The 25,422-nt window shown below is 71.7% G+C and carries 26 protein-coding genes and 1 tRNA gene; 14 read left to right on the forward strand and 13 right to left on the reverse strand.

Translation table 11 applies throughout. From position 1 onward, the window contains the following. Positions 1 to 118: 118 nt before the first annotated feature. Entirely contained in the window at positions 119 to 1,927 is a 1,809-nt protein-coding gene (locus tag ACIRVK_RS01295) for a sel1 repeat family protein (RefSeq protein ID WP_404242697.1), read from the forward strand. An 86-nt stretch (positions 1,928 to 2,013) separates the two neighbouring features. Then, positions 2,014 to 2,087 (forward strand) — tRNA-Met (locus tag ACIRVK_RS01300). Between the two features lie 50 nt (positions 2,088 to 2,137). Here ACIRVK_RS01300 and ACIRVK_RS01305 read toward each other — a convergent pair. The 6 genes from ACIRVK_RS01305 to hisN all read right to left on the reverse strand — a co-directional run bounded on the left by ACIRVK_RS01305 (position 2,138) and on the right by hisN (position 6,900). Then, on the reverse strand, positions 2,138 to 3,229 hold the full coding sequence (locus ACIRVK_RS01305; RefSeq protein ID WP_404243133.1) for an ABC transporter substrate-binding protein: 1,092 nt from the start codon (positions 3,227 to 3,229) through the stop codon (positions 2,138 to 2,140). A 41-nt stretch (positions 3,230 to 3,270) separates the two neighbouring features. Then, positions 3,271 to 4,137 carry an ABC transporter permease gene (locus tag ACIRVK_RS01310; protein WP_404242699.1) on the reverse strand — a complete coding sequence of 289 codons (867 nt, stop codon included), beginning with the start codon at positions 4,135 to 4,137 and terminating at the stop codon, positions 3,271 to 3,273. Further along, positions 4,134 to 4,901: an ABC transporter ATP-binding protein gene (locus ACIRVK_RS01315; protein ID WP_404242700.1), complete on the reverse strand. Its 768-nt coding sequence runs from the start codon at positions 4,899 to 4,901 to the stop codon at positions 4,134 to 4,136. The genes ACIRVK_RS01310 and ACIRVK_RS01315 overlap by 4 nt, the downstream gene beginning before the upstream one ends. A gap of 145 nt (positions 4,902 to 5,046) precedes the next feature. Then, positions 5,047 to 5,463: a Fur family transcriptional regulator gene (locus tag ACIRVK_RS01320; protein WP_404242702.1), complete on the reverse strand. Its 417-nt coding sequence runs from the start codon at positions 5,461 to 5,463 to the stop codon at positions 5,047 to 5,049. 58 nt (positions 5,464 to 5,521) lie between these two features. Then, entirely contained in the window at positions 5,522 to 5,920 is a 399-nt protein-coding gene (locus ACIRVK_RS01325) for a cyclic nucleotide-binding/CBS domain-containing protein (protein ID WP_404242704.1), read from the reverse strand. 179 nt (positions 5,921 to 6,099) lie between these two features. Further along, positions 6,100 to 6,900, reverse strand: a complete 801-nt coding sequence (hisN, locus tag ACIRVK_RS01330; protein ID WP_404242706.1) for a histidinol-phosphatase — start codon at positions 6,898 to 6,900, stop codon at positions 6,100 to 6,102. A gap of 176 nt (positions 6,901 to 7,076) precedes the next feature. Here hisN and ACIRVK_RS01335 point away from each other — a divergent pair, with 176 nt between their 5' ends. Continuing rightward, positions 7,077 to 7,688, forward strand: coding sequence for a TetR/AcrR family transcriptional regulator (locus ACIRVK_RS01335; protein ID WP_404242708.1), 612 nt, complete (start codon positions 7,077 to 7,079; stop codon positions 7,686 to 7,688). A gap of 27 nt (positions 7,689 to 7,715) precedes the next feature. Here the strand turns inward: ACIRVK_RS01335 and ACIRVK_RS01340 are convergent, their stop codons facing one another. The 4 genes from ACIRVK_RS01340 to ACIRVK_RS01355 all read right to left on the reverse strand — a co-directional run bounded on the left by ACIRVK_RS01340 (position 7,716) and on the right by ACIRVK_RS01355 (position 11,251). Then, complete coding sequence (locus ACIRVK_RS01340) at positions 7,716 to 8,039, reverse strand: DMT family transporter (protein WP_404242710.1); 324 nt, start codon at positions 8,037 to 8,039, stop codon at positions 7,716 to 7,718. A 76-nt stretch (positions 8,040 to 8,115) separates the two neighbouring features. Beyond that, positions 8,116 to 9,126, reverse strand: coding sequence for a ribosome small subunit-dependent GTPase A (gene rsgA, locus ACIRVK_RS01345; protein ID WP_404242712.1), 1,011 nt, complete (start codon positions 9,124 to 9,126; stop codon positions 8,116 to 8,118). An 11-nt stretch (positions 9,127 to 9,137) separates the two neighbouring features. Further along, on the reverse strand, positions 9,138 to 10,457 hold the full coding sequence (gene aroA / locus ACIRVK_RS01350; protein WP_404242714.1) for a 3-phosphoshikimate 1-carboxyvinyltransferase: 1,320 nt from the start codon (positions 10,455 to 10,457) through the stop codon (positions 9,138 to 9,140). A gap of 74 nt (positions 10,458 to 10,531) precedes the next feature. Continuing rightward, the gene (locus ACIRVK_RS01355; protein WP_404242716.1) at positions 10,532 to 11,251 is read right to left on the reverse strand and encodes a M50 family metallopeptidase; all 720 of its coding nucleotides are present in this window, start codon (positions 11,249 to 11,251) and stop codon (positions 10,532 to 10,534) included. A 50-nt stretch (positions 11,252 to 11,301) separates the two neighbouring features. Between ACIRVK_RS01355 and ACIRVK_RS01360 the strand changes: the two genes are divergently transcribed. The 10 genes from ACIRVK_RS01360 to ACIRVK_RS01405 all read left to right on the forward strand — a co-directional run bounded on the left by ACIRVK_RS01360 (position 11,302) and on the right by ACIRVK_RS01405 (position 21,400). Next, on the forward strand, positions 11,302 to 12,156 hold the full coding sequence (locus ACIRVK_RS01360) for an SOS response-associated peptidase (protein ID WP_404242718.1): 855 nt from the start codon (positions 11,302 to 11,304) through the stop codon (positions 12,154 to 12,156). Between the two features lies 1 nt (position 12,157). Beyond that, the gene (locus tag ACIRVK_RS01365) at positions 12,158 to 12,787 is read left to right on the forward strand and encodes an alpha/beta family hydrolase (RefSeq protein ID WP_404242720.1); all 630 of its coding nucleotides are present in this window, start codon (positions 12,158 to 12,160) and stop codon (positions 12,785 to 12,787) included. A gap of 257 nt (positions 12,788 to 13,044) precedes the next feature. After that, on the forward strand, positions 13,045 to 13,728 hold the full coding sequence (gene sigR / locus ACIRVK_RS01370; RefSeq protein ID WP_398957463.1) for an RNA polymerase sigma factor SigR: 684 nt from the start codon (positions 13,045 to 13,047) through the stop codon (positions 13,726 to 13,728). Then, the gene (gene rsrA, locus ACIRVK_RS01375; protein ID WP_404242723.1) at positions 13,725 to 14,036 is read left to right on the forward strand and encodes a mycothiol system anti-sigma-R factor; all 312 of its coding nucleotides are present in this window, start codon (positions 13,725 to 13,727) and stop codon (positions 14,034 to 14,036) included. Before sigR ends, rsrA begins: the two co-directional genes overlap by 4 nt. A 157-nt stretch (positions 14,037 to 14,193) precedes the next feature. Next, a complete protein-coding gene (locus ACIRVK_RS01380; protein WP_404242725.1) occupies positions 14,194 to 15,507 on the forward strand; it encodes an HD-GYP domain-containing protein in 1,314 nt (437 codons plus the stop codon). Between the two features lie 32 nt (positions 15,508 to 15,539). Beyond that, a complete protein-coding gene (locus ACIRVK_RS01385) occupies positions 15,540 to 16,796 on the forward strand; it encodes an HD-GYP domain-containing protein (protein WP_404243135.1) in 1,257 nt (418 codons plus the stop codon). A 107-nt stretch (positions 16,797 to 16,903) separates the two neighbouring features. Further along, the gene (locus tag ACIRVK_RS01390) at positions 16,904 to 17,884 is read left to right on the forward strand and encodes a tetratricopeptide repeat protein (protein ID WP_404242727.1); all 981 of its coding nucleotides are present in this window, start codon (positions 16,904 to 16,906) and stop codon (positions 17,882 to 17,884) included. 100 nt (positions 17,885 to 17,984) lie between these two features. Further along, complete coding sequence (def, locus tag ACIRVK_RS01395; protein WP_404242729.1) at positions 17,985 to 18,635, forward strand: peptide deformylase; 651 nt, start codon at positions 17,985 to 17,987, stop codon at positions 18,633 to 18,635. Between the two features lie 300 nt (positions 18,636 to 18,935). Beyond that, positions 18,936 to 20,021, forward strand: a complete 1,086-nt coding sequence (gene cyc1 / locus ACIRVK_RS01400; protein ID WP_404242731.1) for an epi-isozizaene synthase — start codon at positions 18,936 to 18,938, stop codon at positions 20,019 to 20,021. After that, entirely contained in the window at positions 20,018 to 21,400 is a 1,383-nt protein-coding gene (locus ACIRVK_RS01405) for a cytochrome P450 (RefSeq protein WP_404242733.1), read from the forward strand. The genes cyc1 and ACIRVK_RS01405 overlap by 4 nt, the downstream gene beginning before the upstream one ends. A gap of 3 nt (positions 21,401 to 21,403) precedes the next feature. Here ACIRVK_RS01405 and ACIRVK_RS01410 read toward each other — a convergent pair whose 3' ends face one another. Then, positions 21,404 to 22,369: a GlxA family transcriptional regulator gene (locus ACIRVK_RS01410; RefSeq protein WP_404242735.1), complete on the reverse strand. Its 966-nt coding sequence runs from the start codon at positions 22,367 to 22,369 to the stop codon at positions 21,404 to 21,406. Between the two features lie 93 nt (positions 22,370 to 22,462). Here ACIRVK_RS01410 and ACIRVK_RS01415 point away from each other — a divergent pair, with 93 nt between their 5' ends. Beyond that, positions 22,463 to 22,687 (forward strand): hypothetical protein, encoded by a 225-nt coding sequence (locus tag ACIRVK_RS01415; protein WP_404242737.1) that lies wholly within the window; start codon positions 22,463 to 22,465, stop codon positions 22,685 to 22,687. On the opposite strand, the gene ACIRVK_RS01420 is transcribed toward ACIRVK_RS01415, so the two are convergent. Both ACIRVK_RS01420 and ACIRVK_RS01425 read right to left on the reverse strand, forming a co-directional pair. Beyond that, entirely contained in the window at positions 22,654 to 23,133 is a 480-nt protein-coding gene (locus ACIRVK_RS01420; protein ID WP_404242739.1) for a hypothetical protein, read from the reverse strand. The two genes, ACIRVK_RS01415 and ACIRVK_RS01420, sit on opposite strands and share 34 nt — an antisense overlap. 122 nt (positions 23,134 to 23,255) lie before the next feature. Then, positions 23,256 to 25,328: a putative Ig domain-containing protein gene (locus ACIRVK_RS01425; RefSeq protein ID WP_404242741.1), complete on the reverse strand. Its 2,073-nt coding sequence runs from the start codon at positions 25,326 to 25,328 to the stop codon at positions 23,256 to 23,258. Positions 25,329 to 25,422 lie beyond the last annotated feature (94 nt).

Here is a 25,422-nt window from a genome sequence, read left to right on the forward strand (position 1 = left end):
GCGGGGAGTTGGGGTCGATGTGTTTGACTTGTCTCTCTGTGGGCATGTCGACAAAACGCTGAAGTGACCTCACTGGCTGCGGTATACCAGGTGTACCCGGGTTGCAGGTGGTGCGACGATGGACGTTATGGGGGACAAGGCAACTCTGTTCGAGACAGGGCGATTTGTGCAGCCATCCCAGGGGGACGCGGGGGAGGCTGCTGACGAGGCTGCCGAGGAACTGCGTCAGCGGCTCGCCGCCGAGGCCGGCGACGTCGAGGCGATGAGTGTGCTCGGGGCCCTGCTGCTGCGCCGTGGCGATCTCGACGGAGCCGAGCCCCATCTGCGTGCCGCCACCACCGCGGGCGACCGTGCCGCCGCCAACAACCTGGGAGTCCTTCTCCACCAGCGCGGATACGCCGAGGAGGCGGCCGGCTGGTGGCGGATCGCCGCCGTCGCCGGGTCCGCCGCGGCCGCGCACGCGCTGGGCCGGCATCACCGTGAGCGCGGGGACGAGCCGGCCGCCGAGTACTGGCTGCGGCAGTCCGCCGAGCAGGGACACGCGCTCGGCGCCTACGCGCTCGCCGATCTGCTGGAGCACCGCGGGGACGCCGGGGCCGACGACTGGATGCGGGCCGCGGCCGAGCGGGGGCACCGGGAGGCGGCGTACCGGCTGGCCCGTGCGCTGGACCGCAGAGCGGCCGCTGAGGGCGAGGACGGGGCCGACAACGGTGTCGCCCTGCTGGAGGAGGCCGAGCGCTTCTACCGGCAGGCCGCCGCGCGCGGGCACCGGCGGGCCGCGCTGCAGCTCGGGGCGATCCTGGAGAAGCGCGGGGAGCTCAAGGAGGCCGGACGCTGGTACCTGACCTCCGCCAAGGACGGCGAGGCGCGGGCGGCCTGCGCCCTGGGTTTCCTGCTGCGGGACGCGGGGGACACCGAGAGCGCCGCCGTGTGGTGGCTCAGGGCCGCGCAGGACGGGGACGGCAACGCCGCCAACGCCCTGGGCGCGTTGCACGCCGAGCGCGGGGAGACACAGACCGCCGAGCGCTGGTACCGGGCCGCCATGGACGCCGGGGACGACAACGGCGCCTACAACCTCGGGCTGCTCTGCGCCGAGCAGGGGCGCACCGCGCAGGCCGAGCAGTGGTACCGGCGCGCCGCGTACGCCGGGCACCGGGAGGCGGCGAACGCGCTGGCGGTTCTGCTGCTGCAGGGCGGGGACACCGCCGGTGCCGAACCGTGGTTCTCCAAGGCCGCCGAGGCCGGGAGCGTGGACGCCGCCTTCAACCTGGGGATCCTGTTCGCCGGCCGCGGCGAGGAGCGGATCGCGCTGCGGTGGTACGAGCGGGCCGCGGCGGCCGGGCACACCGAGGCGGCGCTGCAGGTCGGGATCGCGCGGCTGCGGGAGGGCGACGAGGCGGCCGCGGAGCGGCACCTGCGGTGCGCGGCGGGGGGCGGCAGCGCCGAGGCCGCGTACCGGCTGGCGACCGTGCTGGACGCCCGGCGGCCGCCGGAGCCCGCGCACGAGCTGGGGGAGCCGGTGCACGAGAAGTCCGAGTGCGAGGAGTGGTACGACCGGGCGGCGTCCCAGGGGCACCGGCGGGCGCAGGTGCGGGTCGGGATGATGGCGGCTGCTCGCGGGGACGTCGTCGAGGCGGCCCGGTGGTACCGCCGGGCGGCGGAGGCCGGCTCCCGCAACGGCGCCTTCAACCTGGGGCTGCTGCTGGCCCGGGAGGGCAGCGAGCCGGAGGCCGCCGTGTGGTGGACCCGGGCCGCCGACGCGGGGCACGGGCGTGCGGCGCTGCGGCTGGCCCTCGTCTACGCGCGGCGAGGGGAGCTGGCGGAGGGGCAGCGGTGGGCGGACCGGGCGGTCACGCTGGGGCCGGACGAGGTGTCCCAGCGGGCGGCACGGCTGCGGGACGCGCTGCGGGAGGAACTGTCGGCGTGACACCGCGCCGGCCGGACCCGCTGAGCGTGCTGGTCACCAGCGATTTGCTTCTGTCGGTGTGCCTCACGTAATGTTGCGTTCACCGACGCGGGGTGGAGCAGCTCGGTAGCTCGCTGGGCTCATAACCCAGAGGTCGCAGGTTCAAATCCTGTCCCCGCTACTGAAGGCCGAGGGCCGGAACCCAGAGATGGGTTCCGGCCCTCGGTCGTGTCAGGGGGCGTGGCCCACGGCCTCCTCGTAGAAGGCGCGGTCCACGACGCGGGACTCGGGGACCGGGGAGCCCTCCAGGGCGCCCTGCTTGACGTAGGCGGACTGCAGGCGGTCGGTCGTGCCCTTGCGGATCTCCCAGTCCATGCGCAGCGGCGGGGTGGACTTCAGGACGGACGCGTCGGTCTTCAGGAGTCCGGCCAGGTAGGCGACGAAGGACGCGTCCCGCTTGTAGTCCGACGCGAAGTACGTGTTCACCGTGCGGATGTAGGCCCGCAGCAGGGCGACACCCGCGTCCACGTCGTCCCGCAGCAGCGTACGGCCGTAGAGCATGCCGCCCAGGGGCTCGCCGGTCGGCTGGCCGCCCAGGAACGCATAGCCCGGCGCACCGTCGACCCTGCGCCAGACCGGGTCCAGCAGCCAGGCGGAGTCGACGCCGCCGTTCTTCAGGGCCGTCAGGACGTCCGCCGAGCCCAGCTGGCGGTACCGGATCCGGTCGAGGCCGCCGCCGTGCCCGGCCAGCGCCTTCTGCATCGGGTACGCGATCACCGATCCCTTGCCGATCATCGTGCCCAGTGAGCGGCCCGCCAGCCGCACCCCGGCCGCCGTCTCGCCCTTCTGCAGCCGCGCCCACAGGCCGCTCTTCGAGCTCGGGTCGGGCGAGAAGTTCCCCGCGACCCACCTGATGTCGAAGCCGCCCTTGACGCCGTTCATCACGGCCGCCTCCGGCGCCGCCCACAGCGCGTCGATGTCGCCCTTGGCGAGCAGTGGCAGCGCGTCCGGCGTGGGCAGGACCTTGAGCCTGACGTCGAGGCCCTCCGCCTTGAACTCGCCCTTGTCCAGGGCGACTTCCAAGGGAGCCACGTACTCCGCGCTCAGCGTGCCGGTCGCGATGGTCAGCTTCCGGGTCTTGGACAGGGGCTGTGCGGAGGGGGCGAGCGGCTCGCAGCGGGCCGTCACGCGCGTCGCCGACAGGTCGGCCGGGTCCGTCCACGACGACGTGCCGCAGCCCCCGACCGGCCGGATCGTACGGTGAGCCTCCGTCCTCGCCTGCGTGTCGTCCTTGTACGGCGCCGAGCAGGCCGCCGACCCCATCAGCGCGGCCGCGGCCAGGGCGACCGCGCAGGCACGTCTGATCACGACTGTCCCCTTCCCCTGTCCCTCGGTGCCCACGGCGTCAGCAACCGGCCCAACAGACGCACCAGTTCGGAGAACACCACGCCCATGACGGCCACGCACACGATGCCCACGAACATCACGTCGTTCTGGAACAGGGCCCGTGAGTCGAAGATCAGATGGCCCAGCCCGTCCGTCGCGGCGATCTGCTCCGAGGCGACGATCACCAGCACCGCCACACCCGCCGCTATCCGCGCGCCCACCAGCACCGACGGGAGGGAGGCGGGCAGCAGCACATGGCGGAACATCTGCCAGGGGGAGGCGCCGAAGACCCGGCCCGCGTCGCGGTGGCCGGAGGGGACGGCGATCACCGCGGCCATGGTGGAGATCCAGACGAAGAAGAAGACCGTCGTCGCCACGAGCGCCACCTGCGGGCCCTCGCCCAGGCCGAACATGTTCAGGAAGACCGGCAGCAGGGCGAGTTTCGGGACCACGTAGAGGGCGTCGAGGAGGGGTTCCAGGGCGGCTCTGACCAGCGAGAGCGAGCCCATCAGGAGGCCGAGGGCGTAGCCCGCCGCCGTGCCGACGGCGTAGCCGGCCAGGACGCGGCGGAGGGTCGCCCACACGTCCGGCCACAGTTCGCCGGCCGCCGCCCGGTCCCAGCCGTCGGCGAGGATCGTGGAGGGGGCCGGGTAGACGCGGGGGTCGATGTAGCCCTGGGTGGCGGCCAGTTGCCAGAGCAGGATCAGCAGGACCGGAACGGCGGCCGCCAGGGACAGTTCCAGGGCCCGCCTGCGGCGGTGGGTGCGCGCGGGGTGCAGTTCCTCCGGGCCCGGCCGGCGGACCAGGACCGCCTCGGGGCCGGTGTCGGGGGCGAGCGTCGTCATGCCGGTGCGGCCTCCTTCCGCAGCAGGTCCCACAGTTCGCTCTTCAGGGCGGTGAACTCCGGGGCGGTGCGCACCTCGCCGGTGCGCGGGCGGGGGAACGGCGGGCGGCGTTCGGCGATGACCCGGCCCGGGCGGGCGGACATCACCAGCACGCGGTCGCCGAGGACGAGCGCCTCCTCGAGGCTGTGGGTGATGAAGAGGGTCGTGGTCCTCAGGGCCTGTGTCAGTTCCAGCAGTTCGTCCTGGAGGATGGTGCGCAACTGGGCGTCCAGGGCGGCGAAAGGCTCGTCCATCAGCAGGAGTCCTGGCTCCACGGCCAGGGCGCGGGCGATCGCCACGCGCTGCCGCATGCCGCCGGACAGGGTCGCCGGGTAGGCGCCGGCGAAGTCGGCCAGGCCCATGCGGGCCAGCCAGTCGTCGGCGCGGGCGTCGGCCTCGCGGCGCGGGACGCGCTGGACGTCCAGGCCGAAGCGGACGTTGGCGCGGACGGTCTTCCAGTCGTAGATGCCGTAGTCCTGGAAGATCATGGCGGCCGGGCGGGCGCCCGCGTCGCGGATGCGCAGGACGCCGCCGCTCGGGCGCAGCAGGCCTGCGGCGATGCGCAGCAGGGTGGACTTGCCGCAGCCCGAGGGGCCGACGACGCAGACGAACTCGCCCTCGGCGACGGTGAGATCGAGCGGGCCGAGGGCGTGGACGGTGTGGGGGGTTCGGCCGAAGGCGCGGGTCAGTTCGACGGCTTCGAGTTTCGGATACGGCTCTCCCACGGGGTCTCCTCGCGGAGTGCGGAACGGACGTGTGGGCGTCGTACGGACGGGTGCGGTCGACCATATGACGGTCCGTCAGATCAGGGAAGCCTGTAGGCAGCACGAAGCCCCGGCACGCGATGGATGCCGGGGCCTCGGAAGGGTGTTACGCCGTGGCGCAGTTGGGGCAGACGCCGCGGTAGGTGACCTCGACGTCCGAGACCGTGAAGCCGAAGCGCTCGGAGTCGGGGAGGTCGGCGAGCGGGTTGCCGCTCGGGTGGACGTCCTTGATGGCGCCGCACCGGGCGCAGACCAGGTGGTGGTGCGGCCGGTGCGCGTTCGGGTCGTAGCGCTTGGCCCGCTTGTCCGTGGCGACCTCGAGGACCTCGCCGAGGGAGACCAGCTCGCCCAGCGTGTTGTAGACGGTCGCGCGGGAGATCTCGGGCAGCTTGGCGACGGCCCTGGCGTGGACCTCGTCGGCCGTCAGGTGGACGTGCTCGCCGTCGAGCACCTCGGCCACGACGCGCCGCTGCGCGGTCATCCGCCATCCGCGTCCGCGCAGCCGTTCCAGAAGGTCGCTCATACGGTCCAGCCTAACAGAAGGAGACCAGGTCGCGAACGGGTGTGACTTTAGACAGGGTCTAATGAAGGGTGGCCATCTGCGGCCGTGCGGGTGCCCAGCAGCGGATGATGTCGCGGACCGAGACGATGCCGACGGCCTCTCCGCCGTCGAGCACGATGAGGTGGCGGAAGCCGCCGTGGGCCATGGCGCGGGCCGCCTCCTCCAGGGTCCAGGACGGCGCGGCGAAGACGACGTCGGTGGTGGTGTGGGCGTGGGTGCGCTCCGTGTCGGGGTCCTGGCCGAGGCCGACCGCGTTCAGGATGTCCCGTTCGGTGAGGATGCCGATGCCGCCGGCGTCGGGGTCGAGGACCACGGCCGCGCCGACGCGGCGGGCGGACATCAGGGCGGCTGCCTGGCGGAGGGTGTGTGCGGGGCCGATGGTGAGGACCACCGTGCTCATGGCGTCGCGGACGAGCATGGGTTCGAGCCACCTCCTGAGGGAATCCGTCGCTGCCGGGCTCTCGTGCCCGATAGTTCAGGAATTCACAAGTTCACAAGTGGGGGGACTCTCAGAGTGGCAGGTAAAGCGCGAGTCAACAAGGGGGCGCGGGTGGCCGATTGAGGGCGCACGCGCTCATCTGTGTGTTTGCCTGTGCCTCAGTAGCGCTGATTGAGATACCCCAGCAACTCGTCGTGCAGCAGGCCGTTCGACGCGGCCGCGTTGCCGCTGTGCGGGCCCGGGCGGCCGTCGAGGCCGGTGAAGGCGCCGCCGGCCTCCGTCACGATGATCGCGTTGGCGGCCATGTCCCACAGGGACAGCTCGGGCTCAGCGCAGATGTCGACGGCGCCCTCGGCGACCAGCATGTACGGCCAGAAGTCGCCGTACGCGCGCGTGCGCCACACCTCGCGGGTCAGGTCGAGGAAGCCGCCGAGCCGGCCCTGGTCCTCCCAGCCGCTCAGCGAGGAGTACGCGAACGAGGCGTCCGTCAGCTTCGCGACGCGGGAGACGCGCAGCCGGGAGGACGAGGACAGGCTGCGGCCGGTGAAGGCGCCGTGTCCCTTGGCGGCCCACCAGCGGCGGCCCAGGGCGGGGGCCGACACGACGCCGACGACCGGCTCGAAACCGGTCTCACCGGCCTCCATCAGGGAGATCAGCGTGGCCCACACCGGGACGCCGCGCACGTAGTTCTTGGTGCCGTCGATGGGGTCGATCACCCAGCGCCTGGGGCCGGTGCCCTGGACGCCGAACTCCTCGCCGAGGATCGCGTCGCGCGGGCGGGCCCGCTGGAGCTGGCCGCGGATGAGTTCCTCCGCCGCCTTGTCCGCCTCGCTCACCGGCGTCATGTCCGGTTTCGTCTCGACCTTGAGGTCGAGGGCCTTGAAACGGTCCATGGTCGCCGCGTCGGCGGCGTCCGCGAGGACGTGGGCGAAACGGAGGTCGTCGAGGTAGTCCGGCATGGAAGGAACGCTATCCGGCGAGATCGGACCGGGGCCACCGGCCCCAGCTCACGGTTCGGCCGCACATTGACGGCGCCCCGGTGACCGAAGGGCGCCCTCGCGTGCGCTCGCGAACCCTTGACAGTGCTCTCACGCGCGTCAAATCTGGGCGCAGAGCCGCTCGCCCCAGGGAGGCGATGATGCCTGCAGCGCGGGAATCCCTTCTGGACGCCGCGTACACGGCGCTCGCGCGCCGACCGTGGTCCGCCGTACGGATGGTGGACGTCGCCGCGGCGGCCGGAGTGTCCCGGCAGACCCTCTACAACGAGTTCGGCAGCAAGGAGGGCCTTGCCCGGGCGCTGGTCAGAAGGGAGGCCGACGGCTATCTCGCCGGGGTCGACCGGGCCCTCGGCACGCACTCCGACGCCCGCGACCGGCTCACCGCCACCGCCGAGTGGACGGCGTCGGCGGCCCGGGAGAACGCGCTGGTACGGGCCATGCTCACCGGCTGCTGGAGCGAACGGCTCCCCGCGCCGACCCTGTCCGCCGTGCCGTCCTCCTCGGCCGTCCCGGCACAGCGCCGGGCCGACGGCCCGTTACCGTCCCCCGGCGACTTCGTGGCCCTGGTCCGCGACCGCGCCGTGACAGCACTGGCCGGCCCCGGCGCCCCCAGGTCGGAGACAGCCGACCTGACCCGCTCCTGTGAACTGGTGGTCCGCCTGGCCCTGTCCTGCATAGCGGCTCCCCCACCCGACGGCGGCATCCCCGAACTGATCCGCACGGCGCTGCCCCGCCAGACGGTCTGGTAGAGCGCCCCCAAGAGGAGCGCCCGGTGCCTAATGGGCCGAGCCCGACAGCTGTAGCCCTATCACGCCGATGATCACGAAGCTGATCGAGACGATCTTCAGGATCGACACCAGGTCGCCCAGGAAGATCATGCCGTAGATCGCCGTGCCCGCCGCGCCGATGCCCGTCCAGACGGCGTACGCGGGGCCGACGTCGAGTTTCTTCAGGGAGAGGGTGAGCAGACCGAAGCTGCCGAGGGCGAAGCAGCAGAACGCGATCGTCGGCCAGAGCCGGGTGAACCCGTGGGAGAGCTTGAGGCACACGGCGAAGCCGGTCTCGAGTATCCCGGCCACGATGACCAGCAGCCACGCCATGTGCTGTCCTCCCGTATGTCCAGCTCGGTGCGATTATGCACTTACCGAGCTGACGTACCGCCAAACAACGCGGTGCTCAGTCCCCGTCCGTGCGTTCGCGCGTCGCCAGCAGCCGGCGCAGGGAGTACAGACGCGCGGGATCGGCGTGGCCCTCGGCCACCCACGCGTCCAGCGCGCAGTCCGGCTCGTCGTGACTGCACGCGCGCGGGCAGCCCTCCGTACCCGGTTCGAGGTCCGGGAAGGCGTGGATGACCCGGGACGGATCGATGTGCGCGAGCCCGAAGGACCGGACGCCCGGGGTGTCGATCACCCAGCCGTCGTCCCCGGCGAGAGGAAGGGCCAGCGCCGAGGTGGTGGTGTGCCGGCCGCGCCCCGTCACGGCGTTGACATGACCGGTCAGGCGCCTGCGGTCCTCCGGGACCAGCGCGTTGACCAGCGTCGTCTTGCCCACGCCCGAGTGGCCCACGAACGCCGTGATCTTGCCGTCGAGTTCCGCGCGCACCCGGTCCGCCGCGTCCCCGCTCTCCAGCTCCGCACGGCTGGTGACCACGTACGGGATGTCCAGGTCGCCGTAGAGCTCGAGGAGCTTGTCGGGCGGGGCGAGGTCCGACTTGGTCAGGACCAGCAGGGGGTCCAGGCCGCCGTCGTACGCGGCGACCAGGCAGCGGTCGATGAGCCGGGGCCGCGGCTCCGGGTCGGCCAGGGCCGTGACGACGGCGAGTTGGTCGGCGTTGGCGACGACCACGCGCTCGTACGGGTCGTCGTCGTCGGCCGTCCGTCGCAGGACCGAGGTGCGCTCCTCGATCCGGACGATGCGCGCGAGGGTGTCCTTCTTGCCGGACAGGTCGCCGACGAGGGCCACCCGGTCACCCACGACGGCCGCCTTGCGGCCGAGTTCGCGGGCCTTCATCGCCATGACCGTCCGGTCGTCGACGAGGACGGTCAGCCGGCCGCGGTCGACGGTCAGGACCATGCCCTCGGCCGCGTCCTCGTGCGCGGGGCGGATGTTCGTACGCGGCCGGGTGCCCTTGCGGTTCGGGCGGGTGCGGATGTCGTCCTCGTCGGTGTGCTTGCCGTAGCGGCGCATGGCGGAAGTCCCTACGCCCCGAGCATCCCGGTCCACAGCTCGGGGAAGTCCGGCAGGGTCTTCGCCGTCGTCGCCACGTTCTCGATCCGCACGCCCTCGACCGCGAGGCCGATGATCGCGCCGGCCGTCGCCATGCGGTGGTCCTCGTAGGTGTGGAAGGTCCCACCGTGCAGCGGGCGGGGGCGGATGTGCAGACCGTCGGCCGTCTCCGTGACGTCGCCGCCGAGTTCGTTGATCTCCTTGGTCAGCGCGGCCAGCCGGTCCGTCTCGTGCAGGCGGAGATGGGCCACCCCGCGCAGGGTCGACGGGGAGTCCGCGAGGGCCGCGACGGCCGCGATGCCCGGCGTCAGCTCGCCGACCTCACCGAGGTCCACATCGATACCGTGGATGGCACCCGAACCGGTGAACTCGAGCCCGTAGTCGGTGAGTTCGCAGGAACCGCCCATTCCGGTGAAGATCTCGCGCAGCCGGTCGCCTGGCTGGGTGGTGCGGGCCGGCCAGTCGGGGATGACGACCCGGCCGCCCGTGACCAGCGCGGCGGCCAGGAACGGCTGGGCGTTGGACAGGTCCGGCTCGATCGTCAGGTCCCGGCCGAGCAGTGCGCCCGGCGTCACCCGCCACACGTTCGGCTCGCCGCCCGACTCCGGTGTGTCCACCTGGGCGCCGACCGCGCGCAGCATGTCGACGGTCATGCGGATGTGGGGGAGGGAGGGCAGGGAGTGGCCGACGTGGCGGACCTCGACACCCTGGTTGAAACGCGGGGCGGACAACAGCAGGGCGCTGACGAACTGGGACGAGGAGGAGGCGTCGATCTCCACCGGGCCGCCGTCGAGGGCGCCCCCGCCGTGCACGGTCAGCGGCAGCGTGCCCCTGCCGTCGTCGTCGATCCGGGCGCCGAGCACGCGCAGCGCGTCGATCACCCCGTGCAGGGGGCGCTCGTACGACCTCGGGTCGCCGTCGAAGCGGATCTCGCCGTCGGCGAGGGCGGCCACCGGAGGCAGGAAACGCATCACCGTGCCGGCGTTGCCGACGTCGACGGTGGCCGGGCCGTGCAGGCCCGTCGGCAGGACCCGCCAGGTCTCGCCGGTGCCGTCGGGGCCGACCCCCTCCTCGATGTCCACGCCCATCGCCCGCAGCGCGCCCAGCATGAGCAGGGTGTCCCGGGAGCGCAGGGGGCGGCGCAGCCACCCGGGTTCGCTCGCGAGGGCCGCGAGGACCAGGGCGCGGTTGGTGACCGATTTGGACCCCGGTACGTGGACCGTCGCGTCGACGGCTCCGCTCGCGTGGGGGGCGGGCCAGAGGGCGGTGTTCTCGGCGGGGTTAGGGGCCATGGGTTCACTTTATAAGGAGCTGATTGTGCAGGCCGTTGTACCCGTGCGGCGCCGTAGGGGGTCCGAAGGCCCTCTCACGCCTGCAGCAGCCACCTTCCCCCGCCGATGAGCGAGCACAGCGACACCGCGTGGAACAGGAACAGCCACAGACCCGCCGGTACATGGGTGAGCCGCGACAGCTGGTCCGCGTCGGAGTCGCCCGCGCCGCCGCGCATCCGCTTGGCCTGGAGCTCGAAGGCCGGCCGCACCCCGCCCACCAGCAGGAACCACACCACCGCGTACGCGAACGCCGCCTGCACCTGGGGGCCCGCGAGCCAGGACACCAGCAGGAACACACCTCCCGTCAGCACCACCGTGAGGGCACCGTACGCGTTGCGGATCATCACCAGCATGGCCACCAGCAGAGCCGTCGCCAGCCACAGCAGGAGCGTGATGTGGCCGGCCGCGAGCAGGGCCGCGCCGCCGAGACCGAGCAGGGGCGGCGCGGTGTAGCCGGCGGCCGCGGTGAGGATCATGCCGATGCCGTGCGGCTTGCCGCGGCTGACGGTGAGGCCGCTGGTGTCCGAGTGCAGCCGTATGCCGGTGAGGGTGCGGCCGGTGAGCAGGGCGACCAGGCCGTGGCCGCCCTCGTGGGCGATGGTGATGGCGTTGCGCGCGACGCGCCAGACGTTGTGGGGGACGGTGACGGCGAGCGCGGCGACCAGCGTCGCGATCACCACCCACAGGTCGGGGTCGGGTTGGGTGCCGAAGACACGGTCCCAGAGGGACGCGAGCGAGGATGCGGTGCTGTCCATGTTCGGCGGTGGCTCCCAGGGGGGTCGGCGGATCTGGCAGTGTGGCACGTATGTGCGGTAGGTATGCAGCGAGTCGTAGGCCAGAGGATCTCGCGCGGATCTTTGAGGTGGAGATGGGGGTCCCCCCAGGGCGAGCGGATTCGAGCCTCTGGGGGAGGGAGCCGGAGGAGACTCTGGCGCCCGACTACAACGTGGCCCCCACGAAGGAGGTCTACGCCGTCCTCGACCGCCCTCTTAAGGACGTGGCGGACCCGCGCCCGGTTCGGCAGCTCCGCAAGCTCAAGTGGGGCCTGGTGCCGAGCTGGTCGAAGACCCCCGAGGGCGGCGCCCGGATGATCAACGCCCGCGCCGAGACCCTCCACGAGAAGCCCTCGTACAAGCGGGCCTTCTCCTCCCGCCGCTGCATCATCCCCGCCGACGGCTACTACGAGTGGGTCACCGGCAAGGGGGAGCGGGAGTTGGAGGTCGAGGGGAAGAGGAAACGGCCGCGGAAGCAGCCGTACTTCGTGCTGCCGGCCGACGGCTCGGTGTTCGCGATGGCCGGGCTGTACGAGTTCTGGCGGGACAAGACCCTCCCCGACGACCACCCGCAGGCCTGGTGGGTGACCTGCTCGGTGATCACCACGGAGGCGGAGACGACCCCCCTGGCGGTCTCTCCCGCCGAGGGCCCGCACGCTCTCGCCGAGATCCACCCCCGGATGCCGCTGATGCTCACCCCGGACCGCTGGGACTCCTGGCTCGACCCCTCCCGCACCGATCTCGACGACCTGCGCTCCCTGCTGGCGCCCCCGCCGCCCGGCCTGATGCGGGCCTACCCGGTCTCCACCGCCGTCAGCAACGTCCGCAACAACGGACCGGAGCTGCTGAAGGAGCTGGAGGGCCCCGAAGAGGGCACACTGTTCTGACGTGACGACCGAGATCATTGCTACGGAGGCGGGCGACGCCCGCATCACCTGGCATCCGGCCCCCCAGGCACGGTTCGTGCTGGCCGTGAGCCATGGCGCCGGCGGCGGCATCGAGGCGCGCGATCTCCAGGCGCTCGCCCACGTCCTGCCGCAGCACGACGTGACCGTCGCCCTGGTGGAGCAACCCTGGCGGGTCGCCGGCAAGAAGATGGCGCCGGCGCCCAAGACCCTGGACGTCGGCTGGTACGGCATCTGGCCGGCGCTCACCAAGCTGGGCCTCCCGGTGATCTCCGGCGGCCGCAGCGCCGGCGCCCGGGTCGCCTGCCGTACGGCGACCGAGCTGGGCGCCCACGGCGTCCTCGCCCTGAGCTTCCCGCTGCACCCGCCGGGCCGGCCGGAGCGGTCCCGCGCCGGGGAACTGCTCGGATCGGGGGTGCCCACCCTCGTCGTACAGGGCGGGAACGACCCGTTCGGGAAGCCGGAGGAGTTCCCCGACGGGGACTTCCGGCTCGTCGAGGTGCCGTACGCCGATCACGGGTTCGCCACGCCGAAGCGGGCGGAGATCACCCAGGACCGGGCCGTGGCGATGGTCACGGACGCGGTCGTGGAGTGGACCGGGTCACTGGGGTGAAGGCCCGGGAATGTCGGGGACCGGACCTTGGTTGAGGCGGACAGAAGTGCTGAACCACCAGCACCGACGTCGTGGGAGAGGAAGTCCGCCGCATGGGTTCGACCACATGCCCGAGCCGCAGCAACCGTGCTGACCTGGACTGGACGGTGCTGTCTGCGGCCAAGACCACCCCTATTCGAGGGGCGGCGGGGACGGGTCGTCGTCTATCCTCCAATTCCGGTGGCACCGGTTTCGATGCTGCCCGGAATCTTGAGGAGGTGGGTCCGGTCACTGGGATCGACGCAGGGACCGACAACGGCCAGGCGGAGCTGCCCGAGGGCCAGGGCGTCAGCGCGGAGTCGACCGCGGAGCGCAGCGCGCGCTTCGAGCGGGACGCGCTCGAATTCCTCGACCAGATGTACTCGGCCGCCCTGCGCATGACGCGCAACCCGGCGGACGCGGAGGACCTGGTGCAGGAGACGTACGCGAAGGCGTACGCGTCCTTCCACCAGTTCCGTGAGGGCACCAACCTCAAGGCGTGGCTGTATCGGATCCTCACCAACACCTTCATCAACTCCTACCGCAAGAAGCAGCGCGAACCCCAGCGTTCCGCGGCCGAGGAGATCGAGGACTGGCAGCTCGCCCGCGCCGAGTCGCACATGTCGACCGGTCTGCGCTCCGCGGAGTCGCAGGCGCTCGACCACCTGCCCGACTCGGACGTGAAGGAAGCGCTCCAGGCGATCCCCGAGGAGTTCCGCATCGCCGTGTACCTCGCCGACGTAGAGGGCTTTGCGTACAAGGAGATCGCGGACATCATGGGGACACCCATCGGTACGGTGATGTCCCGGCTGCACCGGGGCCGCCGTCAACTGCGCGGCATGCTCGAGGACTACGCCCGTGAGCGCGGGCTGGTCCCGGCCGGCGCCGGAGAGTCGGACGAAGCGAAAGGCTCGGGCTCATGAGCTGCGGAGAGCCGCACGAGACGGACTGCAGTGAGGTCCTCGACCATCTCTACGAGTTCCTCGACAGTGAGATGCCGGACGTCGATCGCGCCAAGTTCAAGCAGCACTTCAAGGAGTGCTCGCCGTGCCTGGAGAAGTACGGTTTGGAGCAGGCCGTGAAGAAGCTCGTCAAGCGCTGCTGCGGACATGACGACGTGCCGAGCGACCTGCGCTCCAAGGTGATGGGGCGGATCGAGCTGATCCGCTCCGGGCAGGCCGTGCCCGAGCACGAGGTGACGGCCGCGCCGGTGACGCCCCAGGAGTCCTGAGCCCCTGCGCCGAGGTCGTCGCGATCCCCGAGGATCGCTCACCCGAACGGGCTAATCCTGGGGCTATATGCCCGCAGATTCCCCCATAGCGGCTCCCGTGCCGCATCCCTCGCCCTAGGCTCCGTTGCCGGGACGGGCGCGACGGGAGGGCGTTGGCGTGGAGGCGGTACCGGCACGGGCGCGAGCGTACGTGACCGGTCTGGCCATCGCCGCCCTGTGCTGTCTGTTCCCGCTGCCCTCGACCGGTGCGCCCTGGTGGGCGGTCGTGCTGCTCGCCCTGGTGTACGCGGGCTGCGAACAGGCCGCCGCCCGCCGGCGTTTCGGCGGAACGTTCTACCCCGTCCTGCTCGCCGCGGCCTTCCTGCTGCCCCCGCCCGCCGCCGCGCTGGTACCGGTGCCGGGCGCGCTGCTGTCGCCGGTCGAGCACCACCCGCACGTGCTGCGGCGGGTGTGGCGCGCCGCCCGCCTGGTGCTCGCCGTCTGGGCCGCGGGGTCGGTGCACTGGGCACTCGGCGGACGGGACGCGGTCGCCATGTCCGACTTCCCGTACGCGCTGGTTCCCGCCTCAGCCGCCCTGCTCGCCTTCTGCCTGGCCCTCGCGGCCCTGGACGGCGGGCTCCTCGCGCTCGTCGAGCGGATCCCGGTACGGCGGGCCTGGCACGGTCTGTTCGTACGCTCCCTCGCCCCCGTCGCCGTGCACGGCCTCGCCGGACTCATGATGGCCGTGCTGTGGCGCAGCCCGTACGGCCCCGTCGCCGCGCTGCTCGTGCTGCTGCCGATGTGTGTGTCCTGGTGGGTGTTCGCGCAGTACCACCGGGAGCAGGCCGCGCATCAGGCGACGATCCGGGCGCTGGTCCAGGCCGTCGACATCAAGGACGAGTACACCCGCGGCCACAGCGAACGGGTCGGACAGGCCTCGATGATGATCGCGCGCGAACTCGGCATGGACGACGCCCGCGTCGAGGTGCTGCGGTTCGCCGGGATCCTGCACGACGTCGGCAAACTCGGCGTGCCCACACGGCTGTTGCGCAAGGACGGCCCGCTCACGCCCGAGGAGCGCCGGGTGATCGAGCTGCATCCCGAGTACGGGCACGAGATGGTGCGCGGCATCGGGTTCCTCGGCGAGGCGCGGGCCGCCGTGCTCCACCACCACGAGCGGCTGGACGGCAGCGGCTACCCGTACGGGCTGAGGGGCGGTCAGATACCGGAGTCGGCACGGGTGGTGGCCGTCGCCGACGCCTTCGACGCGATGACGTCCACCCGCTCCTACCGGCGGGCCCGGCCCGTGCCCGCCGCGCTGGAGGAGCTCGAGCGGTGCGCGGGGACGCAGTTCGACCCGCGGATGGTGGCCGCGCTGGCACGGGCCCTCGCGCGCGAGGGCTGGCACCCGGCGGTGACCGCGGACGAGGACAGGGCCCCCGGCGTCCCCCGGCCGCCGTCCGTCCCGGAACGCCCGGGAGCACGCAGATGACGGCCACCGCCGGCCGCCCGGCCGCCGTACCCATGGCGGCAGGCCGACGCCTGCGCCGCCCCGCGCTGACCACCCTCCTCCACGCCTGCGCCGCGCTCCTCGCCCTCGGCTGCCTCGCCGTCACCCTCTGGACCGGTCTCGAGGAGCGCCCCACCGCTCTCGCCTTCGGGGTGCTCGTCACCGTCGGTGAGCTCGACCGCTGGACCGGCGCCCGGGTCCGCGAGGCCGCGCCGCTCGGGGCCGCCGCCGCGCTGTCGTACGCGCTGCTCGGGGCCGACGCCGGGCAGCCGACCCGGCACGGGGTCGCCCAGGTCGTCGCCGTCGTGCTCGCCGCCGCGCTGCTGGGCTGCGTGCCGCACGTGGCGCGCGGGCAGGGGCCCGCCCTCGACCACCTCGCCCGCCGCCTGCTGTGCGTCGCCTTCGCCGCGGTCTGCTTCCAACCCCTCTACCACCGTGGGGCGTTCGACCACTGGAACGGTCCCGCCTACGCCCTGCTGCTGCTCGCGCTGCTCGCCCTCACGGTGCTGTGCGACTGCGTGCTCGCCGCCGCCCTCGCCCACTCCCGTACCGGCTGGCCCTTCGGCCCGCTGCTGCGGGACGAGCTGCGCGCCCTGCTCGGCATCGGCTCGGCCGTGTGCGCGACCGGCGCGGTGATGGCCCTGGCGGTCGCCGTCGTCGGCCTGTGGGCGCTGGCGGTGTTCTCGCTGCCGCTGCTGCTGACCCAGCTGTCCTTCAAGCGGTACGCGGCCGTGCGGACCACCTACCGGCAGACCATCGCCTCCCTCGCCCGCGCCACCGAGATCGCCGGCTACACCCCGGTCGGCCACGCGCGGCGGGTGGCCGAGCTCAGCCGGGCCGTCGGCCGCGACCTCGGGCTCACCCGGCCGGAGCTGGCCGTGCTGGAGTCGGCGGCCCTGATGCACGACATCGGTCAGCTCAGCCTGGTCGACCCGGTGCCCGCCGGTGCAACGGCCGCCCTGCCGGGCGCCGAGCAGCGGCGGATCGCGCTGCTCGGCGGGGCCGTCGTACGGCAGACGGGGGTGGACCCGTCCGTCGCGGTCGTCGTCGAGCGGCAGGCCGACCCCTACCGGGAGCAGCCGGTGGCGGCGAGAATCGTGCGGGCCGTCAACGCGTACGAGGAAAAGGTGCGTGATGCCGGTCCCGGCGGGCCGCTGACGGCGCTGGAGGAACTGCGGCTCGGCACCGCCGACGACTACGCGCCCGACGTGGTGGAAGCCCTCGGCCGGGTCCTGGCGAGGGACTGTCTGACCCTCCCCTGGGCTGGGTAACCCATGGGTAATGAGCGCCCTTCAAGGCGCACGTGGTTGGATGCGAATGAGAGGGTGTCCGGGGGCGGTACAGCCAGCCCACTCCACGGAACTGGCAGGCGGGAATCGTGAGGATCTTCGGCAAGGGACGGCACCGGCCCTCCGCCTCCTGGCGGCAGGCCACCGATCGCGCCTTCACGCTGATCGGGGACGGCCGGTACGAGGACGCGGGCGCGCTGCTGACGCGGGCCGCCGATCTGGAGCCCTGGCTGTCCGAGTCCTGGTTCAACCTCGCCCTGCTGCACAAGTTCCGGCACGACTGGGAGCAGGCCCGCGCGGCCGGACTGCGCGCCGTCGCGCTGCTCGACCGGCAGACCGGGGCGCCCGACTGGTGGAACGTCGGCATCGCGGCCACGGCCCTGCAGGACTGGCCGCTGGCCCGACGGGCCTGGCAGGCGTACGGGCTGCGGGTGCCGGGCGTGGCCACGGCGTCCGGGGAGCCGCTGGGCATGGACCTCGGCAGCGCGGCCGTACGGCTGTCCCCGGAGGGGGAGGCCGAGGTGGTCTGGGGGCGGCGGCTGGACCCGGCCCGGATCGAGGTGCTGTCGATCCCGCTGCCGTCGTCCGGACGGCGCTGGGGTGAGGTCGTGCTGCACGACGGGGTGCCCCACGGCGAGCGCACCACCGCGGCCGGGCACGCCTACCCCGTCTTCGACGAGATCGAGCTGTGGGCGCCCTCGCCGGTGCCGACCTGGGTGGTGCTGCTGGAGGCGGCGACCGAGGCGGACCGGGACGCGCTGGAGCAGCTCGCGGCGGATGCCGGGTTCGCGGCGGAGGACTGGTCGTCGTCCGTTCGGCTGCTGTGCCGGATGTGTTCCGAGTCGCGGATGCCCTCGGACGAGGGGGACGGGGAGCACTTGGACCCCCACGATCACAGCGAGCCGGGGCACCCGGGGCCACTCGGTCACCGGACCGACGGGCAGATGTGGGTTCCCGAGCGGGAGTGTGGGGTGGCTGCGCCTGCCTCGCTGGTACGGGGGCTGTTGGACGGGTGGGTTGCCGACAGTCCGGACTCGCGGGACTGGCGGGATCTCGAAGAGGTGTGCTGAGGACTGGTGCCGGGTGCGGGCTCGTCGTGGCTGGTCGCGTAGTTCCCCGTACCCTGTATCAGCAGCATCCCCCTGTTTTCTAGGAAGGCATACGTCGGTCATGGCGCAGCAGGACACCGATCAGCAGCACGCGGGCGTGCTTCCCGTGGACGACGAGGGCTTCGTCATCGACACCGGGGAGGCCGAGGAGCGGGAGCAGGCGTGGCGTGAGGCCGGGACCTCGCGGCCGATCACCGTCGTCGGGAACCCGGTGCTCCACAAGGAGTGCAAGGACGTCACCGACTTCGGCGACGAGCTCCAGCAGTTGGTCGCGGACATGTTCGCCAGCCAGCGCACCGCCGAGGGCGTGGGCCTGGCCGCCAACCAGATCGGCGTCGACCTGAAGGTCTTCGTCTACGACTGCGGGGACGACGAGGGCCTCCGGCACGTCGGTGTGGTCTGCAACCCCAAGCTGGTCGACCTGCCCGCCGACAAGCGCCGTCTGGACGACAGCAACGAGGGCTGCCTGTCCGTGCCGACCGCGTACGCGCCGCTCGCCCGCCCGGACTACGCCGAGGTGACCGGCCAGGACGAGAAGGGCAACCCGATCAAGGTCCGCGGCACCGGCTACTTCGCTCGGTGTTTGCAGCACGAGACCGACCACCTCTACGGCTATCTCTACATCGACCGGCTCTCCAAGCGCGAGCGCAAGGAGGCGCTGCGCCAGATGGCCGAGAACGAGCCCCGCTACCCCGTGGTCGCCAACGACTGACACCTCACGATCATCGGGAGTACTCCCAACCCCCTTGCGCACGGCGCCTGTTCAGGTTCACCTCCCTGACCAGGCGCCGTTCGTCTGTCCGTCGCACGTTCGATCGTATGCGGGGCTCGTAGCGCTCCATAATCAGTCACACAAGGGGAGATTCTCGGCATCCGGGGGCAATGAATGGAGCAAATCCGTTCCCAGATCCGTCAGTTGTGGTGCTGAATGGAAGCGCGGGGATACGCAACGGCGCACACCCGGCACGGCGGGAGGGGTGGGCGTCAACTGGCGGCTGAGAGGGGTTTGTTCGTGCCTGCTTTCCCACACAGCACCACATCGACTGTGACCGCGATCGCGGTCCCACCGTCGCTCTCCCTCCCGGTGATCGAGGCCGCGTTTCCCCGGCAACTGCACCCGTATTGGCCTCGGCTCCAGGAGAAGACCCGCACCTGGCTCCTCGAAAAACGGCTCATGCCGGCGGACAAGGTGGAGGAATATGCCGATCGACTTTGCTACACCGACCTCATGGCGGGGTACTACCTGGGCGCCCCGGACGAGGTCCTGCAGGCGATAGCCGACTACAGCGCGTGGTTCTTCGTCTGGGACGACCGGCACGACCGCGACATCGTCCACCGGCGGCCCGAGTCCTGGCGGCGGCTCAGGTTCCGGTTGCACGCGGCCCTGGACGCCCCCGAGGAGCACCTGCACCACCGGGATCCGCTGGTCGCGGGGTTCGCGGACAGCATGGTGCGCCTGTACTCGTTCCTGCCGGGCACCTGGAACGCGCGCTTCGCCCGGCACTTCCACGCCGTGATCGAGGCGTACGACGAGGAGTTCCGCAACCGCACCGAGGGCACCGTCCCCACCGTCGAGGAGTACCTGCGGCTGCGCCGGCTCACTTTCGCGCACTGGATCTGGACCGACCTGTTGGAGGCGAGTGCGGGAGTCGAACTTCCGGACCGGGTGCGGAAACACCCGGCCTATCGGCGGGCGGCACTGCTGAGTCAGGAATTCGCCGCCTGGTACAACGACCTGTGCTCGCTCCCGAAGGAAATCGCGGGCGACGAGGTGCACAATCTCGGAATCAGTCTCATCACACACGAGGGACTGACTCTGGAAGAAGCCGTAGCCGAAGTCAGGCGACGCGTCGAGAACTGTGTGTGTGAATTCCTGGTGGCGGAACGCGGCGCTGTGCTGCTGGCCGACTCGCTGGCCGACGGTACCGTACACGGAAAAGAACTGAGTGCTGCCGCGAGGGTCTGCGTCAGCAATATGCGGAACTGGTTCAGCACCGTCTACTGGTTCCATCACGAGTCCGGCCGGTACATGGTCGACAGCTGGGACGACCGGTCCACGCCCCCGTACGTCAACAACGAAGCGGCAGGTGAGAAATGACCGTCGAGTCCGTCGAACCAGAACCGCAGATATATGCGAAAGGGCCCGGGGCGCCGCACGAACCGCCGCTCGCCGAGGGCGGGGTCGTCCTGCTCGGCCACGGCTGGAAACTGGCCCGCGACCCGCTGGCCTTCCTGGTCCGGCTGCGCGACCGCGGCGAGGTCGTACGGCTGCGCCTCGGCCCCAAGACGGTGTATGCCGTCACCGCCCCCGAACTCACCGGCGCCATCGCCCTCAGCCCCGACTACATCATCGCCGGGCCGCTGTGGGAGTCCCTGGAGAGCCTGCTCGGCAAGGAGGGTGTGGCCACCTCGAACGGTCCGCTGCACCGGCGCCAGCGGCGCGTCATTCAGCCCGCCTTCCGGCCGGGCGCGATCGCCGCGTACGGGCCGGTCATGGAGCAGGAGGCCGCCGCGCTGATGGCACGCTGGCGGGCGGCCGGGACCATCGACGCGACCACGGAGGCCTTCCGGGCGGTCGTCCGCATCGCGGTGGGCTGCCTGATGCACGGCAGCTGCACGGACGCGCGGGCGGAACGGGTCAGTGCCGCGCTCACCACCCTGTTCAGGGGTATGTACCAACGCATGGTGGTACCCCTCGGGCCGCTTTATCGGCTGCCGCTTCCGGCCAACCGCGAATTCAACCGGGCACTGGCCGATCTGCACCTCCTGGTGGACGAGATCGTCGCCGACCGACGGGCATCCGGTCAAAAGCCGGACGATTTGCTGACGGCTTTGCTGGCGGCGACCGACGAGAATGGCGACCCCATCGGGGAGCAGGAGATCCACGACCAGGTCGTCGCCATGCTCACCGCCGGCGGTGAATCCGTCGGATCGGTGCTCATCTCACTGCTCCTGGTGCTCACCGAGCACCCCGACCTGGCGGACAAGATCCGGGCCGAGGTGAATACGGTCGCTGGCGAGGGGCCGGTCGCATTCGAGGACGTGCGGAAGCTGACGTACACCGCGAATGTGGTCGTCGAGACAATGCGCCTGTATCCGTCCGTGTGGATATTGACCCGGCGCGCGGTGACCGACACCGAGCTCGGCGGATACCGCATTCCCGCCGGCGCCGACATCGTCTACAGCCCCTACGCGATCCAGCGTGACCCGCGTTCCTTCGAGCGGCACGAGGAGTTCGACCCCGACCGCTGGCTGCCCGGGCGGTCGGCCGAGGTGCCGAAGTACGCGATGAGCCCGTTCAGCGTCGGCAACCGCAAGTGCCCGGCCGACCACTTCTCGATGGCCGAGCTGACGCTGCTCACCGCGGCGGCGGCCCGCGCCTTCGCCTTCGAGCACGCGCCCGGCTCCGACGCCAGGCCCCGCATCGGCATCACCCTGCGCCCACGGCGGCTCAGGCTGCGGCCGGTGCCGAGGTGAGCGTCAGGCGGCCTGCTCGGGCCCCCTGAACGTGCGCCGGTAGGCGTTCGGGGTGGTCCCGACCGACTGGACGAACTGGTGGCGCAGCGCGGCCGCGTTGCCGAAACCCGTCCGCCAGGCGATCGCGTCCACCGTCTCGTCCGTCGCCTCCAGCAACCGCTGGGCCTGCAGCACGCGCTGGCGCAGGATCCAGCGGTAGGGAGTCGTCCCCGTCTCCTGCTGGAAGCGGCGGGCGAAGGTGCGCGGCGACATGTGCGCGCGCTGGGCCAGCTGCTCCACCGTGACCTCCTGGTCCAGATGGCGCTCCATCCACACCAGCACCTCGCCCACGGTGTCGCAGGAGTTCGTGGGCAGCGGCCTCTCGATGTACTGCGCCTGCCCGCCGTCCCGGTGCGGCGGCACCACCATGCGCCGGGCGATCTTGTTGGCGACCTCCGGCCCCTGCTCCTTGCGCACGATGTGCAGACAGGCGTCGATGCCGGCGGCCGTGCCGGCGGAGGTGATCACCGGGTCCTCGTCCACGTACAGGACGTCGGGCTCGACGGTCAGCCTCGGGTAGGCCCGCGCCAGCTCGTCCGCATGGTGCCAGTGCACCGTGCAGCGCCGGCCGTCCAACAGCCCGGCGGCGGCGAGCACGAAGACGCCGGAACAGACGCTGAGCACCCGCGCGCCCCGGTCGACCCCGCGCCGCAGGGCCTCGAGCAGCTCGGGCGGGAACTCCCGCGTCTCGTAGCAGGCACCGGCCGGCACGGCGATCAGGTCGGCCTCCTCCAGCCGCTCCAGGCCGTGGGCGACCTGCAGGGAGAAGCCCGCGCGGGTGCTCAGCACCGGCCCTTCGGCGGAGGCGACCGCGAAGTCGTACACCGGCAGCCCGTCGTCGCTGCGGTCGGTGCCGAACACCTCGCACACGACGGCCAGTTCGAAGGGGTTCACGCCGTCCAGCAGGACGGCGGCCACATTCTGCAGCATGTCCCCAGTATGCACCGCCCTTGGCAGCATTTCGAGGGTCTACGGCAGTGCTGCCACTGTTGGTAAGCAGCTACCGGCGCGACAGTGGTGTCCATGGATACGGCACACATCGAAGGACTGATCGGCATGCTGACCGTTCTCGCTCTCCTCGTCCTGCTCGCCCTCCCGGCCCTGAGCGGCATCGCCCACGACCGTCGCATGGACCGCCAGATCCGCGAGGCCGAACGTGCCCGCCGGGAGACCGAAGGCCTGGGGACACGGGAACGCCCCGCCCACCGGCAGCGCTACTTCACCACCACGGTGACCCACCACTCCTGAATCCCCAGGCACGAGACCCGGCCGGGTTGCGTGGCGCACAGCGGCCGCGTGGACTCCAGCCGGGTCCTGCCGTCCCGCACGGCCTTGAAGGCGGCACTCGCGTCGCCGGGCTGCAGGACGAAGCCGCTGTTGGTGGCCTGCAGTCCGGATCCCTTCGCGGTGACCGGCTTCCAGGGCCGCTTGGCCGTCCCGTCGAGGGTGATCCGGAGCGTGTCACCGACGGCCAGGCACACGGTTCGGCCGCTGTCGCGGGCGCCGAGCGTGGTCGCCGCCGTGCACCCCGGGGGACTCGTCGTAGGGGTGGGGGAGGTCGTGCGGGTGCTGGTGGGGGACGAGGACACGGTGCCGCTCGCGCCCGTGCCACTGCCGCTTCGGCCGCCGCAGCCGGCGAGGACGAGGGCGATCGCGGCGACGGCGAGGGTCGTGTGGGGGATCGATCGACGCATGGGGGCCTCCTCTCCCCTTTGACGTGTCACCCACACAACGGGATCCACGCCGGAACCCGCGCCGGGAAACGCCGGAGCCCCGGCCGCGAAGGCGGCGGCCGGGGCCCGGGGTCATGCCGTGCTCAGCTCGTGGTGACGGCGGTGTCGTCGACGACGAAGCTGGTCTGGAGCGAGGAGTCCTCGACACCGCTGAACTTCAGGGTGACGGTCGAGCCCGCGTAGGAGCTCAGGTCGAAGGACTTCTGCACGTAGCCCGAGGCGGCGTTGACGTTCGAGTACGTCGCCAGGGTGGTCGAACCGGCGCTGACCGTCAGCTTGTCGTACGCGGTGCTGCCGGTCTCGGCGGTGTCGATGTGCAGGTAGAAGGTGAACGTGGCCTTGCAGCCGCTCGGGATGGTCACCGACTGGGACAGCGTGTCGGTGTGGCTGGAGCCGTACCCGTCCAGCCAGGCGTAGTAGGAGCCGCCGTGGGCGCTCTCGCTGGTGGAGTTGGTGATCACACCGCTGGACGCGGCCCAGGTGGTGTTGCCCGACTCGAAGCCGGGGTTGCCCAGCAGCTGCGAGGAGGTGCAGCCGCCGCTCCCGCCGGAACCGACCGTCCAGGAGAAGGAGGCCGAGCCGGAGGCGCCGGTGGAGTCCTTGGCGGTGACGGTGACCTGGTAGGTGCCCGCGGTGGACGCCGTACCGGAGATCAGGCCGGTGGAGCTGCTGATCGACAGCCCGGTCGGCAGGCCGCTCGCGCTGTAGGTCAGGGCCGCCCCCGCGCTGTCGCTCGCCTTGATCTGCAGGCTGACCGAGCTGCCGGTGGTCGTCGACTGGCTGCCCGGGTTGGTGACGGACACCGTGTTGCCGGAGGCGCTGCCGGCCGTGAAGGCGGTGGTGCCGTTGGGCGTGCCCCAGCCGGTCGGGCCGTCGTAGCCGCTCTGGGCGGTGCAGAAGTACGCCGGGGAGCAGGAGCCGTTGTTGCCGCTGGTCACGTCGTACAGGTTGCCGGTGTGGCTGTAGGGGTACTTCGCCGGGTAGTCACCGGAGCCGGGGGTGCCGGCCAGCGCGTACACGCCGGCGATGATCGGCGACGAGGCGCTGGTGCCGCCGTAGACCGCCCAGCCGGAGCCGCCGTAGGTGTCGTACACCGCCACACCGGTGGCCGGGTCGGCGACCGCGGAGACGTCGGCCTCCATACGGGTGCTGCAGCCGCTGTCGGTCTGCCAGCTCGGCTTCGGGTCGTACGCCGAGCAGCCGGAGCCGGTGCCCTCGGTGGAGCTGGTCTTCCACACGGACTCGGTCCAGCCGCGGGAGTTGGAGGACGTGGACAGGGCGGTGCCGCCGACTGCCGTCACGTACTGGGAGGTCGCCGGGTACTCGGCGCCGTAGGCGGAGTCGCCGGCGGAGACGGTGATGGCGACACCCGGGTGCTTGAAGTACGAGGTGTCCTCGCTGGTCTGCGCCGAGGACTCGGAGCCGCCCCAGCTGTTGGAGACGAACTTCGCGCCGAGCGCGACGGCCTCGTTCTCGGCGGCGCCGAGGTCGGCGTCGGTGGCGGAGTTGGCCTCGACGAGGATGATGTTGCAGTTCGGGCAGACCGCGCTGACCATGTCGATGTCCAGGGCCTCTTCACCGGCCCAGCCGGTGTCGTTGCTCGGCAGCGAGGTCGTCGAACCGGTCTGGCTGACCTGCTTGAAGCAGCCGCTGGCGACCGTGCAGGCGGACAGGCCGTAGGTCGAGCGGTAGGTGGCCAGGTCGGAGGCCGCGTTCGGGTCGTTGTAGGCGTCGACCACGGCGACCGTCAGACCGGAACCGCCCGTCGAGGGCAGGTTGTAGGCGCTGTGCAGGTTGGCCGGGCTCAGGCCGGAGGGTGTGGCGGCGGCGACCGCGGAGGCCAGCCGCTGCCTGATGTCCGTACGGCGCTGGGCGAAGCAGGACGCGTGACCGGGGGCGGCGGTGGCGCACAGGTGCTCGGTCGGCACCTTCTGGCCCGCCTTGCCGGTGACGTGGAACGTCTGCCGGGCGGGGGAGGTGAGCGCCTTGGCGTTCTGCGCCACCTTGGAGGTGGCGGAACTGGTCGCGGCGGGAGTCGTGGCCTGGGTCTGGGCCTGGGTCGTCGGCGCGGCGACGAAGCCCGCCACACCGAGGGCGAGGGCGGGTATGGCGGCGGTCAGGAGTCTTCGCAGACTCCGGCGGGACTTCTCACGCATGGGGGTACTGCCTCCGTCGTTGGAGTGGGGTTCTCGACGCGGGTGGCAGGCCTGTGACGCGCGTAGCGGCGGCGGTGCGCGTTCCGTCATGGGC

The sequence above is a fragment of the Streptomyces sp. NPDC101152 genome (genome assembly GCF_044768275.1).
GTDB lineage: Bacteria > Actinomycetota > Actinomycetes > Streptomycetales > Streptomycetaceae > Streptomyces.